15 protein-coding genes are annotated in these 15,910 nt (G+C 60.0%); 2 read left to right on the top strand and 13 right to left on the bottom strand.

Annotated elements, in window-relative coordinates:
- Positions 1-8: 8 nt before the first annotated feature.
- From mltG to PCPL58_RS09950, 9 genes are all read right to left on the bottom strand, one after another.
- Positions 9-1,142 (bottom strand): endolytic transglycosylase MltG, encoded by a 1,134-nt coding sequence (gene mltG, locus PCPL58_RS09990; protein WP_065349326.1) that lies wholly within the window; start codon positions 1,140-1,142, stop codon positions 9-11.
- Positions 1,143-1,144: 2 nt separating this feature from the next.
- Entirely contained in the window at positions 1,145-1,960 is an 816-nt protein-coding gene (gene pabC, locus PCPL58_RS09985) for an aminodeoxychorismate lyase (protein ID WP_065349325.1), read from the bottom strand.
- The gene (gene fabF, locus PCPL58_RS09980) at positions 1,960-3,204 is read right to left on the bottom strand and encodes a beta-ketoacyl-ACP synthase II (RefSeq protein WP_004408311.1); all 1,245 of its coding nucleotides are present in this window, start codon (positions 3,202-3,204) and stop codon (positions 1,960-1,962) included. Before fabF ends, pabC begins: the two co-directional genes overlap by 1 nt.
- Before the next feature lie 114 nt (positions 3,205-3,318).
- Positions 3,319-3,555 carry an acyl carrier protein gene (acpP, locus tag PCPL58_RS09975; protein ID WP_065349324.1) on the bottom strand — a complete coding sequence of 79 codons (237 nt, stop codon included), beginning with the start codon at positions 3,553-3,555 and terminating at the stop codon, positions 3,319-3,321.
- Between the two features lie 191 nt (positions 3,556-3,746).
- The gene (fabG, locus tag PCPL58_RS09970; RefSeq protein ID WP_003318510.1) at positions 3,747-4,490 is read right to left on the bottom strand and encodes a 3-oxoacyl-ACP reductase FabG; all 744 of its coding nucleotides are present in this window, start codon (positions 4,488-4,490) and stop codon (positions 3,747-3,749) included.
- Positions 4,491-4,505: 15 nt separating this feature from the next.
- Complete coding sequence (fabD, locus tag PCPL58_RS09965) at positions 4,506-5,444, bottom strand: ACP S-malonyltransferase (RefSeq protein ID WP_025990978.1); 939 nt, start codon at positions 5,442-5,444, stop codon at positions 4,506-4,508.
- Between the two features lie 116 nt (positions 5,445-5,560).
- Entirely contained in the window at positions 5,561-6,583 is a 1,023-nt protein-coding gene (plsX, locus tag PCPL58_RS09960) for a phosphate acyltransferase PlsX (protein ID WP_065349323.1), read from the bottom strand.
- Positions 6,584-6,587: 4 nt separating this feature from the next.
- Complete coding sequence (gene rpmF, locus PCPL58_RS09955; protein WP_003179396.1) at positions 6,588-6,770, bottom strand: 50S ribosomal protein L32; 183 nt, start codon at positions 6,768-6,770, stop codon at positions 6,588-6,590.
- 13 nt (positions 6,771-6,783) lie between these two features.
- A complete protein-coding gene (locus PCPL58_RS09950; protein WP_002552687.1) occupies positions 6,784-7,311 on the bottom strand; it encodes a YceD family protein in 528 nt (175 codons plus the stop codon).
- Positions 7,312-7,417: 106 nt separating this feature from the next.
- Here PCPL58_RS09950 and PCPL58_RS09945 point away from each other — a divergent pair, with 106 nt between their 5' ends.
- A complete protein-coding gene (locus PCPL58_RS09945) occupies positions 7,418-7,996 on the top strand; it encodes a Maf family protein (RefSeq protein ID WP_065349322.1) in 579 nt (192 codons plus the stop codon).
- A 55-nt stretch (positions 7,997-8,051) separates the two neighbouring features.
- Here the strand turns inward: PCPL58_RS09945 and sppA are convergent, their stop codons facing one another.
- The 3 genes from sppA to rluC are packed head-to-tail and all read right to left on the bottom strand — an operon-like array spanning position 8,052 to position 10,683.
- Positions 8,052-9,050, bottom strand: a complete 999-nt coding sequence (sppA, locus tag PCPL58_RS09940; protein ID WP_003368394.1) for a signal peptide peptidase SppA — start codon at positions 9,048-9,050, stop codon at positions 8,052-8,054.
- A 24-nt stretch (positions 9,051-9,074) separates the two neighbouring features.
- A complete protein-coding gene (locus PCPL58_RS09935) occupies positions 9,075-9,737 on the bottom strand; it encodes an HAD-IA family hydrolase (RefSeq protein WP_065349321.1) in 663 nt (220 codons plus the stop codon).
- On the bottom strand, positions 9,727-10,683 hold the full coding sequence (gene rluC, locus PCPL58_RS09930; protein ID WP_003317474.1) for a 23S rRNA pseudouridine(955/2504/2580) synthase RluC: 957 nt from the start codon (positions 10,681-10,683) through the stop codon (positions 9,727-9,729). Before rluC ends, PCPL58_RS09935 begins: the two co-directional genes overlap by 11 nt.
- Positions 10,684-11,409: 726 nt before the next feature.
- On the opposite strand from rluC, the gene rne reads away from it, so the two are divergent.
- The gene (gene rne / locus PCPL58_RS09925; protein WP_065349320.1) at positions 11,410-14,706 is read left to right on the top strand and encodes a ribonuclease E; all 3,297 of its coding nucleotides are present in this window, start codon (positions 11,410-11,412) and stop codon (positions 14,704-14,706) included.
- A gap of 154 nt (positions 14,707-14,860) precedes the next feature.
- Here rne and murB read toward each other — a convergent pair whose 3' ends face one another.
- Positions 14,861-15,880, bottom strand: a complete 1,020-nt coding sequence (gene murB / locus PCPL58_RS09920; protein WP_065349319.1) for a UDP-N-acetylmuramate dehydrogenase — start codon at positions 15,878-15,880, stop codon at positions 14,861-14,863.
- Between the last annotated feature and the right edge of the window lie 30 nt (positions 15,881-15,910).

The following is a 15,910-nucleotide window of genomic DNA, read 5'->3' as shown; positions in this document are numbered from 1 at the left end:
AATCGTCATCATTGCGCACTCGGCTCGGACTGCGGCGCATCCGGAGCATCCGCAGGCACGGTTTCCGAAGAGGGCGAGTCAGTTGCCGGTGCCGGTGTGGCCGGTGCTGCAGGTGCCGGGCTGGAGCGATAATCCGCGCGGCGCTTGAGCTGATAGTCACGCACGGCCGCATTATGGGCATCCAGGTCGTCCGAGAACACATGGCTGCCGTCACCCTTGGCCACGAAATACAGGCTGCTGCCGTCCACCGGATTGAGCGCAGCATGAATCGCTTCGCGCCCCACCAGCGAAATGGGCGTCGGCGGCAGGCCGGCGATCATGTAGGTGTTGTAGGGTGTTGCTTCCTTGAGGTTGGCGCGGGTCAGTTTGCCGTTGTAGCGCTCGCCCATGCCGTAGATAACGGTCGGGTCGGTCTGCAACTGCATGCCCAGCTTCAGGCGACGCACGAACACACCGGCTATCTGGCCGCGCTCCTGAGGTACGCCGGTCTCCTTCTCGACCAGCGACGCCATGATCAGCGCCTGGTAAGGGTTTGAATAGGGAGCCTCTGACGACCGCGCATTCCATTCCTCGTCGAGTACATCTTCCAGGCGGCTATAAGCCTGCTTGAGCAATTCGGCATCGGTCATGCCGCGCACGTAGCGGTAGGTGTCGGGAAAGAAGCGGCCTTCTGGAAACACATCGGGATGGCCGATTTTCGCCATCAGCTCGCTGTCGGACAGACCTGCCAGCGTTTGATCGAGCTTGGCCTGCTTGGCCAGCGCAGCACGCACCTGGCGGAAATTCCAGCCTGCGACCAGCGTCAGGCTGTATTGCACGACCTCCTTGCGCTTCCAGACGTCGAACAGGCCCTTGACGTTCATACCCGGCACCATGCGGTATTCACCGCTGTGCAGCGCCTGTCCGGACAGGTTGAAACGCCAGTAGAGACGCAGCCAGAAAGCGTCCTTGATCACGCCATCGGCCTGCAATCGATTGAGTACGCCGGTCGGCGTTGAACCAGCAGGAACGTCCAGCAGTTGTTCCTGAGCCACCTCAAGTGGCTGGTTCAGCGCCTGATACTGCTGCCAGAACGCAAAGCCGAGCAGCAAACCTGCCAGGACAACCGCTGTTTCCAGCAACACCAATATTTTTCGGATCAAAATCAGATATCCAGAAGGGTGCGGGCAATACCTTGCAGTTTACGGGTGAGCGGCCCGACCGGCCAGTTCAACGCTGCAAAGCTGCAAACCGGCCAGAGGCCGTACACGCTATTGCATAGAAACACTTCGTCCGCCGATTCAAGGTCAGACATGTGCAGGTCACGGATATCGACAGCCAGCCCCAGCTTTGGTGCCTGATCCAGCAACTCGGCACGCATCACACCGGCGACCCCGCAGCGGCTGAGATCGGCAGTCAGCAGACGACCCTGACTGACCAGAAACAGGTTGCTGTAGACACCCTCTATCAGTCGCCCGGACGTGTCACGCATCAAGCCCTCGGCGTGCTCGCTGTCACTCCACTCGGAGCGAGCCAGTACCTGCTCCAGACGATTGAGGTGCTTGAGTCCAGCCAGAAGCGGCTGTTCCGCCAGACGCGTCTGGCAGGCAAACAGGCGCACGCCCTGCTCGGCATGCACACCCGGATAGGCTGGCGCAGGGCCGCCCTGCAGGATTCGACGCGATTGGGCATTGGGGGCTGGAGCGTAACCGCGCTGGCTGTCGCCGCGGGTAAGGATCAGCTTCATGACCCCATCGCCAAGCTCTGCAGCGAAGCGGGTCATTTCTGCACGGATAAGCGCATGATCGGTTGCGATCGACAAGCGCGCGCATCCGTTTTCGAGACGCTGCAGATGGCGCTCCAGGAGCAATGGCTGCCCGGCCTTGACGACGATGGTTTCAAACAGTCCATCGCCGTAGGCCAGCCCCCGGTCCTTGAGGGACAAGGCGTCTGCGGGGCAGCCATCGACCCAGGCGGGCATTACTCGGCGAACCGACGGAATACCAGCGAGCCGTTGGTGCCACCGAAGCCGAAGGAGTTCGACAGAACGACGTCGATCGGCATGCGGCGCGCTTCGTGGGGCACGAAGTCCAGATCGCAGCCTTCGCTTGGCTCATCCAGGTTGATGGTCGGCGGAGCCACCTGATCAACCATTGCCAACACACTGAAGATCGCTTCGACAGCACCGGCGGCGCCCAGCAGGTGGCCGGTCATCGACTTGGTCGAACTGACTGCCAGCTTGTAGGCGTGATCACCGAATACCGATTTGATCGCAGAAGCTTCGGCCAGATCGCCTGCAGGCGTCGACGTACCGTGTGCGTTGATGTACTGCACCTGATCGGGATTGACCCTGGCATCACGCAACGCATTGACGATGCAGCGCGCAGCACCGGCGCCGTCATCAGGTGGCGAGGTCATGTGATAGGCGTCACCGCTCATGCCGAACCCGACCAGCTCTGCATAGATGGTCGCGCCACGCGCCTTGGCGTGCTCAAGCTCTTCGAGCACCATGGCACCGGCACCATCTGACAGGACGAAGCCATCGCGGCCCTTGTCCCAGGGACGACTGGCGCGGGTGGGGTCGTCGTTGCGGGTCGACAGCGCACGCGCTGCACCGAAGCCGCCCAGACCGAGGCCGCAGGCGGCCATTTCGGCGCCGCCAGCGATCATCACGTCCGCTTCGTCATAGGCGATGTTGCGCGCGGCCATGCCGATGCAGTGGGTTGCAGTGGTGCAAGCCGTCGCGATGGAGTAATTGGGTCCCTGTGCGCCCAGATGGATCGACAGGAAACCGGAAATCATGTTGATGATCGAGCCAGGAACGAAGAACGGTGAAATCCGTCCCGGACCCTGCTCGTGCAGCAGACGACTGCTGTTTTCAATATTGGTCAGACCACCGATGCCCGAACCCATGGCAACGCCGATGCGCTCACGGTTTGCATCAGTGACTTCAAGGCCGGCATTACGCACTGCCTGGAAGCTGGCCGCGAGGCCATACTGAATAAAGAGATCGAGGCGGCGCGCTTCTTTGGGCGCGAGGTATTCTTCGACATTGAAACCCTTGACCGAGCCGCCGAAGCGGGTGGTGAAGGCTGACAAGTCCGTGTGCTCGATAAGGCCAATGCCACTGCGGCCCGCCAGAATGCCTTGCCAACTGCTGGGCACGTCATTGCCCAGTGGCGAAAGCATGCCCATCCCGGTGACCACGACGCGTCTACGCGACACAGGACTCTCCTTCTCTCTTGTTTACGGAACAATCACAGCGTTTTTTAAAGAAAAAACCGCACGCCGATTAAAGCAGTGCGGTTTTCCCGTGACAGCAGTCAGCGACTACAAATCTTAAGCCTGATGGTTAGTGACGTAGTCGATTGCTGCTTGAACGGTAGTGATCTTTTCCGCTTCTTCGTCCGGGATTTCGGTCTCGAATTCCTCTTCCAGAGCCATTACCAGCTCGACGGTGTCCAGGGAGTCAGCGCCCAGGTCCTCAACGAAAGAAGCAGTGTTGACAACCTCTTCTGGTTTGACGCCAAGTTGCTCTGTAACGATTTTCTTGACGCGCTCTTCGATGGTGCTCATACCTAGTTTTAACTCCTAGTGGAAATGTTCAGGCATCTGGCCAGTGGGTAAGTGTATAGAAGAGGTTTTGCGAATTTCAAGCTTAACGCTCTCCCCTTATGCCCAACCGTACCTTCGCCCATTCATAGATTGCAGCTTTATAACGGATTTTAGACAGCTCGTATGACATTTTTTTGAAACAGGTCGTCACATTAGCTCATGTACATGCCGCCGTTAACAGGGATTGTGGCCCCGGTAACGTAGCCTGCGCCTTCGGACGCAAGAAAAGCGACTACGTGCGCAATCTCTTCGGCTTGCCCCAAACGGCCCAGGGGTATCTGGGTAATCAGTGACTCACGCTGAGCCTCAGGCAGCTCACGCGTCATGTCGGTGTCGATGAAACCCGGTGCCACCGAATTCACGGTGACCGCCCGCGAGCCCACTTCACGGGCCAGAGCCCTGCTGAAGCCTTCCAGACCGGCCTTCGCGGAAGCATAGTTTACTTGACCGGCGTTGCCCATGGCACCCACAACCGAACCAATGCTGATAATACGTCCCCAACGCGCCTTGGTCATGCCACGCAAAACGCCCTTGGAAAGACGGAAAAGGCTGTTCAGATTGGTGTTGACGACGTCATACCATTCGTCATCTTTCATGCGCATCATCAGGTTATCACGGGTGATACCGGCATTATTGACCAGAATCAACGGTGCGCCAACGCGCTCCTGAATGGTGGACAGGACCGAATTCACAGACTCGGCATCACAGACATCCAGCATCAGGCCAAAGCCTTCGATGCCGTTTTCCTTGAACGTCGCACTGATGCGCTCGGCGCCGGACTCTGACGTCGCGGTGCCCACGACAACAGCACCGTTGCGTCCCAATTCCAGAGCAATGGCTTGACCAATGCCGCGACTTGCACCGGTTACCAGTGCCACTTTACCTTGAAGACTCATGCAGGCTTCTCCTAATCAGGCCAGTGCCGCGCGCGCGGCGGCAAAGGCGTCCGGGGTATCAAGGTTGTAGGTAATCACGCCGTCGGCGCAACGCTTGTTCAGACCGGCCAGCACTTTGCCCGGACCGCACTCCACAAGTTGGGTCGCACCGCGACTCGCCAGACATTGAATTGATTCGACCCAGCGTACCGGCTTGTACAACTGCTCCAGCAAATCACGCTTGAGCGTCGCCAGATCACTGACAGCACTGGCACTGACGTTTTGTACCAGCGCGATTTCCGGCGCCTGCCATTCGATGGCCTCAACGGCCTCGGCGAAACGTTCCGCGGCCGGGCGCATCAGTTCGCAGTGCGATGGCACGCTGACCGGCAACGGCAAGGCGCGCTTGGCACCACGGGCCTTGCACAGCTCCATGGCACGCTTGACGGCCTCGGCGGAACCGGCAATCACCACCTGACCCGGCGAGTTGAAATTCACGGCACTGACGACTTCGCCCTGCGCCGCTTCGGCGCAGGCTGCGATAACGTCGGCATCATCCAGACCCAGAATGGCGGCCATGCCGCCCTGACCCGCTGGCACCGCTTCCTGCATCAACTGGCCGCGACGCTCGACAAGCTTCACGGCGTCGGCCAGGCTCAGGCTTTGCGCGGCCACCAGTGCGCTGTATTCACCCAGGCTGTGACCGGCGACGAACGCAGGAACCGCACCGCCCTCGGCCAGCCACACATGCCACAAGGCAACGGAAGCGGTGAGAATGGCCGGCTGGGTCTTGTCGGTCTGATTGAGCAGCTCGGCAGGACCGTTCTGAGTCAATGCCCACAGGTCGTAGCCGAGGGCTTCGGAAGCCTGCTCGAAAGTGTCGAGGATCAGCGGATGCTGCGCGCCTTGCTCGGCGAGCATACCGAGCGATTGCGATCCTTGACCCGGAAAGACGAATGCGAGGGATGCAGACATTTGACAAGCCTCTGAATTATTGTCGCCAAAATGGGCGTCCGGACAAGCCGAACGCGGGAATTCTAATTTACATGACTGATCGGTTGGATGACTGACCAGTCTGATGCGTCACATTTTCAGGTTCGGCCGTCCTGAAACATCGCTTCAAGCCGCCCCCTCAAACGCTCTGGCAGGTTTTCACGGGACTCGACGACCGCTCGCTGAATCGCACTCTGAAAACCTGAAACACTCGCAGAACCGTGGCTTTTCACCACGACCCCCTGCAACCCGAGCAGGCTCGCACCATTATGACGGGCGGGTGCCAGATCGGTCTGCAAGCGCTTCAGCAAGGGCAACGCCAGCGCGCCGACTGCCCTGCTGAGCAGATTACGCTGGAACAGCGCCTCGATTCTGGCTGCAATCATGGTCGCCAGCCCCTCACTCGACTTGAGCAATACGTTGCCGACGAAACCATCACACACCACCACGTCAGCCTCCCCCCTGTACAACCCGTCGCCTTCTACATAACCAATGTAGTTAAGCCCCGACGCAGACTGCAAAAGACCGGCAGCACGCTTGACCTGCTGATTGCCCTTGATGTCTTCAGTGCCCACGTTGAGCAAGGCCACTCTGGGCGTTGCGACACCGAGGATCTCGGCAAGCACCGAACCCATCACTGCAAACTGATAGAGCGCCTCGGCACTGCAATCGACGTTCGCCCCCAGGTCCAGCAGTTGGCAATGACCCGAGCAAGTGGGAATGGCTGCGATCATTGCCGGGCGGTCGATCCCTGGCAAGGTCTTGAGCACGAACCGGGAAAGCGCCATCAGCGCACCGGTATTGCCGGCACTGACACAGGCCTGGGCCTGACCGCTGGCCACCAGCTCGAGAGCAACGCGCATGGAGGAGTCAGGTTTGCCACGCAACGCCTGAGACGGACGCTCGTCCATCGCAATCGTTTCACTGGCATGAATGACACGCAGGCGCGAACGGTCCACGGCTTCATGAGCAGAGACGAGTTCTTCAATAAGGGGAGCTTGGCCGACAAGGGCCAGGTGAAGCGAGGGAGTAGCTGTCAGGCACGCGAGGCTTGCCTGAACAATGTTGCGGGGACCGAAGTCCCCGCCCATTGCGTCGATCGCGATGATCGGAGCGGACAAGAAATTACTCGTCAGCGCCCTTGTCGATCACTTTACGACCACGGTATACGCCTTCTGGCGATACGTGGTGACGCAGGTGAACTTCACCAGTGGTCTTTTCTACCGACAGAGTGCTTGCCTCAAGAGCGTCGTGCGAACGACGCATGTCACGGGCAGAGCGGGATTTTTTGTTCTGCTGAACAGCCATAATTGATTAACTCCTAAACGTTTGGGTCACGCTTTAACTGCGCCAATACACTGAACGGGTTGGACCGCGTTACCTCGTCCACGCTCGGTTCGGGCTCATCGAGACCCGCCGGTTGCTGGCATTCTTCAGGATGATGAGCAGGCACAATGGGCAAGGCGAGCAATAGCTCCTCCTCGATCAATGCCAGCAGATCCAAAGGATCTTCGCCCAGTTCCAGCACGTCATAACCTTTCGGTAACGACTGGGTATTCGCACCCTCCTTCACCACGGCGTAACTGCATTCGCTGTGGATCGGCAGGGTCACCAGCTCAAGACAACGCTGGCAAACCATCTTGACCGGGACGTCTATCGAACTGTGGATAACCACAGAACGGCGTTCGTCACGCTCAAAAACGAATTTCGCCTGCACCGTACCGACAGTGTCGGCCAGCGGGTCGCAGAGTCTCTTCAGATCGCCCAGCAGCACTTCACCCTGAAGGGTAGTGCCGCGATCGGACAATTTGCGCGGGTCAACGTGAGATGGAATCGGGTCATTCAACATAGGCGCAGCATTCTAGGGATGCCCCCCGGGCATGTCAAAGGAAATTCAGGCCTGTTCGTCACTCCGGCCACTCTTTAGAATCAACGCTCAGCCTACGGAGAACCGCATGCCATCCCTGCTCCTCGCTTCCAGCTCCTCATACCGCCGCGAACTGCTCGCCCGCCTGCGCCTGCCATTCACCTGCAGGTCTCCGGATATCGATGAAAGCCGGCGACCGAACGAGGCCGCATTCGACCTCGTACAACGCCTTGCCCTGGAGAAGGCCCAGGCGCTGGCCGCGGAACATCCACACCACCTGATCATCGGCTCCGACCAGGTCGCCGTTCTTGACGAACAGGTCCTGGGCAAACCGCACAGCTTCGAACGCGCACTGGAACAGCTGACGGCAGCGAGCGGCAAAAGCGTGACCTTCCTGACCGGTCTGGCCCTGCTCAACAGCTCGACCGGCGAGTGCCAGGTCGACTGCGTGCCTTTTACAGTACACATGCGCGAACTCGACCGGGCCAGCATCGAACGCTACCTGCATGCTGAACAGCCCTATGACTGCGCAGGCAGCTTCAAGGCAGAAGGCCTTGGCGTCAGCCTGTTTCGCAGCACCGAAGGCAGCGATGCGACCAGCCTGATCGGCCTGCCGCTGATACGCCTGGTGGACATGCTAATAAAGGAAGGCCTCAGCGTACCCTGAGACTCAGACAAAGAACCCGGCCATTGGCCGGGTTCTTTATTTCTGCATCAAGCCATCAACGCAGGCTTGGGCCGTTGAAACCGACCAGCATGGCAATTCGCTCGGCGATACTGGTGCCGAGTTTTTTCGAAAAGCGATCAAAAGGCGACTCTTCGACGGTGTACTCGACGATGTCCTTTTCCTTGATTACGTCACGCGCAACATAACTTGCACTGCCCAGACCATCCACCAGACCCAGCGCGACAGCCTGCTCGCCGGTCCAGATCAGCCCGGAGAACAGCTCCGGGTGATCCTTGTCCTTCAGCCGGTCGCCACGACCCTGTTTGACACTGGCGATGAACTGGCGATGAGTCGTGTCCAGCACACCCTGCCAGAACTGCGTTTCATCAGCCTTCTGCGGCTGGAACGGATCAAGGAATGCCTTGTGCTCGCCGGAAGTATAGGTACGGCGGTCAACGCCGAGCTTATCCATGGCACCGACAAAGCCGAAACCTGCTGCCGTCACACCGATCGACCCCACAAGACTGGCCTTGTCGGCGTAAATCTGGTCAGCGGCACTGGCGATGTAATAAGCCCCCGAAGCACCGAGATCGGTAATGACCGCATACACCTTGATGTCCGGCTTCGCCGCGCGCAGACGACGGATTTCGTCGTAGACATAGCCCGACTGCACAGGACTGCCACCGGGGCTGTTGATTCGCAGAATCACACCCTTGGTCTTTTCATCCTCGAAGGCCTTCTGCAGCGCAGTGACAATGTTCTCGGCACTGGCCGCTTCCTTGTCGGCAATCACGCCCTGCACATCGATCAGCGCAGTGTGGCTGGAACGACGAGAAGTGCCGCCCTCGAAATCCAGCATCGGGACGATCACTGCAACAAACAGGAACGCGAACGTCAGCAGCTTGAAAAAGATCCCCCAGCGACGCGCGCGGCGCTGCTCCTGAACACTGGCCAGCAGCGTCTTTTCAAGAAGCTTCCAGCTCTTCGCCTCTTCCCTGCCATTGATGCCCTCGTCCGCGCCTTGCGAAACGGGTGCCTTCCATTCGTCAGACATGTTCCAATCACTCCAACCCGAAAACTAGACGCTGCGCCCGTTCAACCAGGTGCGCAGCTCGGAAAAATGCTCGATAGCCAGCCGCGGCTCGAACTGACGCAGCGACTCCAGCGGCTGAGCGCCATAGCCCACCGCAACCGAATCCATACCGGCGTTGCGAGCCATCAGCAGATCGAACGAAGCATCGCCGATCATCAGCGAACGCTGCGGCGTAACCTCACAGTGCGCCATGATCTCGTTCAACATCAGCGGATCAGGCTTGCTGGCGGTCTCGTCGGCTGCCCGGGTGACATCGAAGTAATCCTGCCAGCCATTGGCCTTCAGCACACGATCAAGCCCACGACGCGCCTTGCCGGTAGCGACCGCCAGACGATAGCCGTCCTCGCGAAACGCCTGCATCGACTCCACCACACCGTCGAACAGCGGCGACGGCACGTTATCCATCGCCATGTAACTGTCCGCGTAGCGCTGCCGAAAATCGATCAGCTGGTTGCCGCTGATCTGCGGATACAGGGTTCGAATCGCCTCGGGCAGCCCCAGGCCAATAATCCCCTTGATCGCCGTATCGTCACGAACTTCAAGGTCGGTCTCGATGGCCGCCGTGCGCATGGACAGGACGATGCGCCCGACCGAGTCGGCCAGTGTGCCGTCCCAGTCGAAAATCAACAGATCGTAATCACGGCGCACTCAAACGCTCCACTGTTTTGGCCCACATGTCATCGACAGGCGCCTGCACATTAAGCTTGCTGCCATCGGGCATCGGCACCGTCAGCATGTAGGCGTGCAGAAACAGACGCTTGCCGCCCAGATCGCGAATTTCGCGACTGAAATTCTCGTCACCGTACTTGGTGTCACCTGCAATCGCATGACCCGCGTGCAAGGTGTGCACGCGGATCTGGTGGGTACGTCCGGTGACCGGCTTGGCTTCGACCATGGTGGCAAAGTCGCCAAAACGACGCAGCACCTTGAAAATCGTCAGAGCCTCCTTGCCCTCTTCATTCACTTCGACCATGCGCTCGCCGGAGCGCAGGTTGCTTTTCATCAGCGGCGCACGCACCTGCTTCAGGGCCGTTGCCCAGTTACCGCGGACCAGCGCCATGTAGCGCTTGTCGACGCCGTCGCCGCGCAGGGCTTCGTGCAGATGACGCAGCATGCTGCGTTTCTTGGCAATCATCAGCAGACCGGACGTGTCGCGATCGAGACGGTGCACCAGTTCGAGCTCCTTGGCATCCGGGCGCAACTGGCGAAACGCTTCGATCACACCAAAACTCAGGCCGCTGCCGCCATGCACGGCGATACCTGCGGGCTTGTTGAGCACGATAAGCGCCTTGTCTTCGTAAACGATCGCAGCTTCGAGACGCTGCAACAGTGCCTGCGCGACCGGCACAGGCTCGTCGCGCTCAGGCACGCGCACAGGAGGAATGCGCACGATATCGCCTGCCTGCAACTTGTACTCCGGCTTGATCCGCCCCTTGTTCACACGCACTTCGCCTTTGCGCAAAATGCGGTAAATCAAGGTTTTGGGTACACCCTTGAGATAAGTGATCAGAAAATTATCGATGCGTTGACCGGCAAGTTCCGGGGCAACCTCAACCAGCTGGACGCCGGGGGTTGGAGGGGCAATATTCGTCATGCCGCAAATGATAACAATTTTTTATGGATTTGAAGCACTTAATGATTGCTGCTATAGTCGCGAACGCCGCCAAAAGCGGCCGGACAGCGGACCAACGGTTGACAACCGGCCCTGACCAACGCAATTCACAAGGACGGGAGGCCGTCCTACGCAGTGTTCGGTGACAACGGAGCACGCTGAAAACGTAACGAGCGCAGGTGACATGAGGCCGGAAACACGCCTGACCGCAGAGCAGACAGCTCGCGGCCAGTGCGGACAGTTCATGGCCAGTTCACAAAGTGCAGTCGCTTTCAGACGCTACGAGCGAATGCTTCGGGAACAACGCCTCAAGCCATGATGCGCGACCTTCCCTATCGAAGGTCGCGGTAAATGCCAACCCGCTGCGGATTCTGCGCGCGGCAGCACCCGAATTATCAGGGATACGTGTAGGGTGGAGACGCACAACCATCGGACTGTGTAGCACAAGGCTTGTTCTAGACGCTTCATCTCGTCCGCTACCGATGGTCGATTCCTCCTCCTGACAAAGCTTTTGCTGAAAGGGGTGTCTTATGCCACCACAGCAAGCAGGAAACGTCGTCGCGACCCTCCGCCCCCTCTGGGCGAGGACCTCGCTAGACACTGGAGTGTCCAACCACTCCTGACGTGCCCTGACACCGACCGTGAGAAGTCGTGTGTGCCGAACGCCGTTTCCGGCAGCCCGGAAACCGACGGTACTACATGAAAAGAATGCTGATTAACGCAACTCAACCCGAAGAGTTGCGTGTTGCACTGGTAGACGGCCAGCGCCTCTACGACCTGGACATCGAGTCAGGTGCACGCGAGCAGAAGAAGGCCAACATCTATAAAGGCCGAATCACTCGCATCGAACCCAGCCTCGAGGCTGCCTTTGTCGATTTCGGCTCTGAGCGCCACGGCTTCCTGCCCCTCAAGGAAATCTCCCGCGAGTACTTCAAGAAAGCCCCTGAAGGCCGCGTCAACATCAAGGACGTCCTGAGCGAAGGCCAGGAAGTCATCGTTCAGGTCGAGAAAGAAGAGCGTGGCAACAAGGGCGCAGCCCTGACCACCTTCATCAGCCTCGCAGGCCGCTATCTGGTTCTGATGCCGAACAACCCTCGTGCCGGCGGTATCTCGCGCCGTATCGAAGGCGAAGAGCGCAACGAACTGCGTGAAGCCCTCAACGGCCTGATCGCGCCAGCCGACATGGGCCTGATCGTTCGTACTGCCGGCCTGGGCCGCAGCAGCGAAGAAATGCAGTGGGACCTCGATTACCTGCTGCAACTGTGGACCGCCATCAAGGAAGCGTCCCTCGATCGCTCCGCCCCTTTCCTGATCTACCAGGAAAGCAACGTCATCATCCGCGCCATCCGTGACTACCTGCGTCAGGATATCGGTGAAGTCCTGATCGACAGCATCGAAGCCCAGGAAGAAGCGCTGACGTTCATCCGTCAAGTGATGCCGCAGTACGCCAGCAAGATCAAGCTGTACGAAGACAGCGTTCCGCTGTTCAACCGCTTCCAGATCGAAAGCCAGATCGAAACCGCCTTCCAGCGCGTAGTCGAACTGCCTTCCGGTGGCTCCATCGTCATCGATCCGACCGAAGCCCTGGTGTCCATCGACATCAACTCGGCGCGCGCCACCAAAGGCAGCGACATCGAAGAAACCGCCCTGCAGACCAACCTTGAAGCGGCTGAGGAAATCGCCCGTCAACTGCGTCTGCGTGACATCGGCGGCCTGATCGTCATCGACTTCATCGACATGACGCCGGCCAAGAACCAGCGCGCCGTGGAAGAGAAAGTCCGCGAAAGCCTGGAAGCCGACCGTGCCCGCGTGCAGATCGGTCGCATTTCGCGCTTCGGTCTGCTGGAAATGTCCCGTCAGCGCCTGCGTCCATCGCTGGGCGAAAGCAGCGGCATCGTCTGCCCTCGCTGCAACGGCACCGGCATCATCCGTGATGTTGAATCGCTGTCGCTGGCCATCCTGCGCCTGATCGAAGAAGAAGCCCTGAAAGACCGCACTGCCGAAGTGCGCGCTCAGGTGCCGATTCCGGTCGCGGCTTTCCTGCTCAACGAAAAACGCAACTCGATCACCAAGATCGAACTGCGCACCCGTGCGCGCATCATCATTCTGCCGAACGATCAGCTGGAAACGCCGCACTTCGAAGTTCAGCGTCTGCGTGATGACAGCCCTGAAGCGCACAGCAGCCAGACCAGCTATGAAATCGCTGCTGCCGCTGCCGAAGTGGAAGAAATTGCACCACTGGCCGCCGCAACCCGCACCCTGGTTCGTCAGGAAGCGGCCGTCAAGACTGCTCCGGCTCGCGCCAATGCGCCGGTCCCGGTAGAAGCCGCTGCCCCTGCGGCAACGCCTGCACCGGCACCTGCCGCTCACGAGCCAAGCCTGTTCAAGGGTCTGGTGAAATCCCTGGTCAGCCTGTTCGCGACCAAGGAAGAGCCTGTCGCTCCGGTTGTGGTTGAGAAGCCTGTTGCAGAACAGCGTCCAGCCCGCAACGAGGAACGCCGCAACGGCCGCCAGCAGAGCCGTGGCCGCAACAATCGCCGCGACGAAGAGCGCAAGCCTCGTGAAGAACGCGCCCCCCGCGAAGAGCGTGCAGAGCGCGCACCTCGTGAAGAGCGTGCACCTCGTGAAGAGCGCACCGTTCGCGAACCGCGTGAAGCCCGCGAGGAGTCGGCACCGCGCGAAGAGCGTCCAGCCCGTACCACCCGCGAGCGCAAGCCGCGTGAAGCGCGCGAAGATCGCCCGGTTCGCGAACTGCGCGAGCCTCTGGATGCAGCCCCTGCGGTGAACCTCGCTCGCGAGGAGCGTCCTGAACGCGCACCACGCGAAGAGCGCCAGCCGCGCGCCCCTCGTGAAGAACGTCAACCACGCGCCGAACAGGCCGCGGCTGCCGTGAGCGAAGAGGAAGTGCTGCTCAACGAAGAGCAGATCAATGACGAGAACCAGGAAGGCAACGACGGTAGCGAAGGCGACCGCCCTCGCCGCCGCTCGCGTGGCCAGCGTCGTCGCAGCAATCGTCGTGAGCGTCAGCGCGATGCCAATGGCAACGTGATCGAAGGCTCCGAAGAGAACGGCAACGAAGAAGAAGGCAGCGCCACCGACCTGTCGGCGGGTCTGGGCTTCACCGCCGCAGCTTCCGCTGCCAGCAGCGTGATCAGCGCGCCTGCCGAAGCCGACGCGCATCAGCAGGCCGAACGTGCCAACAGCAACGCCGCCGCTGCAGACGCCGAGCCAGCGCATCAGGCAGCTGCTGCCAAAGCATCTGCGACCGAAGCGCCTGTGACTGAAACGCCAGTAGCTGAAACGCCAGCCACCGAAGCACCGACTGCCGAAAAAGCACCGACCGTTGCCGAACCGACTGTCGAGGCACCTGCCGTTGAAGCCCCTGTAGCGGACGATGCTCCTGTAGCACAGCCTGCTCCAGAGGTTGAAGTTCAGCCGGCAGCGGTCGAAGCCCCGGCCATTGCTGCGCAGTCCGAACTGTTCGAAGCACCTCACGCAGAACGCGTAGTGCCGTTCAAGCCGACGCCAGAGCCAGCACCACAGGCGCCGGTCGAAGCAGCGGCTCATGAGGAAGTGCCAGCCACCGAATCATCCGAACTGCCAACGCCTGCACCTGCTGCTGCCGTCGAGCCGGTAGCCGTGAAAGAAGAGCCTGCTCCTTACGTCGCGCCTCAGCCGGTCGTTGAAGAACAGGCACCTGCCCCACTAGAGCAGGCACCTGCGGCTGAAGAAGCAGCGCCTGCACCAGTGGTCAGCAGCACGGGCCGCGCACCGAACGATCCTCGTGAAGTTCGTCGCCGCAAGCGTGAAGAAGAAGCACGTCGTCAACAGGAAGCCGCTGCTGCTAGCGCTCCAGTCGTCGAGGCAGCGCCTGCTGCTGAAGCAGAATCGGCCCAGCCTTCACCGGCAGCCGGGGAAAAGACCGAAGAAGCGGCCACTGAGCAACCAGCAGTCAAACCGCAACATGAAGCCGAGAAAGAAAACGAGCCTAAACCCCTCGCCTAATCCCGGCCCATGAAAAAGCCCCGCCTGTGCAAACAGGCGGGGCTTTTTCATGCCCGTTGATTGAGGGCTACACTGCGTTCATCTTCAATACACAGCGCTTGATCTGATCCCTTCGCGAGCAGGCTCGCTCCCACAAGAGACCATCTTCAGGCTATCAGTAGAGGTTCGGCTCCATCTCCAGCTCGACACCGAAACGTTCGGCGATGTCGGTCTGGATACGGCGCGCCAGACTCAGCAGCTGCAAGCCACTGGCCTGCCCATAGTTGACCAGCACCAGCGACTGAAGCTTGTGCACGCCAGCATCACCATCGCGATAACCCTTCCAGCCCGCCTGCTCGATCAGCCATCCGGCCGCCAGTTTCACCCGGCCATCGTCCAGCGGGTAGCCAACGACACCTGGGTGTTGCTGTTTGATCGTTGCGTACAGTTCGGCAGGGATAATCGGGTTTTTGAAGAAACTGCCGGCATTGCCCAGCACCGCGGGGTCAGGCAGCTTTTCACTGCGAATGGCGCAGATCGCACGGCTGACATCGAACGGCGTCGGCCGATCAATACCCAGCTCGTCGAGACGCTGACGAACCGGGCCATACTCGAGGTGCAGGCGAGCTACGCGACTGAGCTTGAAACGCACACGCAGGATCAACCAGCGCGCGACCTGATGCTTGAACACGCTGTCGCGGTAGCCGAACGCGCAGTCCTCCAGAGAAAACTCGCGCAATTCGCCCGTTTCACGATCCAGCGCAGTCAGGCTATGGAAGACATCCTTGATCTCGACGCCATAGGCACCGATGTTCTGCATGGGTGCCGCACCAACGGTGCCTGGAATCAGACTGAGGTTTTCCAGCCCCGCCAGCCCCAGCTCCAGACAGGACTGCACGAACGGATGCCAGGGCTCGCCAGCCTCTGCCTCGACAATCGACTCGAGACAGTCCTCATGCACGATGCGAATGCCGCGGCTGACCATGCGTACGACCAGTGACTGCACGTCAGCGCTGAGCAGCAGGTTGCTGCCACCGCCAATCACCAGCAGTGGCACATCGTGCTCGGCCGAATAGGCCAGCGCCTGGCGAACATCGTCATCGCTGTGCGCTTCGGCAAATAGCCGGGCTTGAACATCCACACCGAACGTATTGAACGGTTTGAGGGAAATCGCGGATTGCACCTGCAAGGTCATACCCTCGCCTTCCCGAAGCAATGGACGCAG

It is taken from the genome of Pseudomonas cerasi (assembly GCF_900074915.1).
GTDB lineage: Bacteria > Pseudomonadota > Gammaproteobacteria > Pseudomonadales > Pseudomonadaceae > Aquipseudomonas > Aquipseudomonas cerasi.
This window is presented reverse-complemented; position numbering and strand designations above follow the sequence as displayed.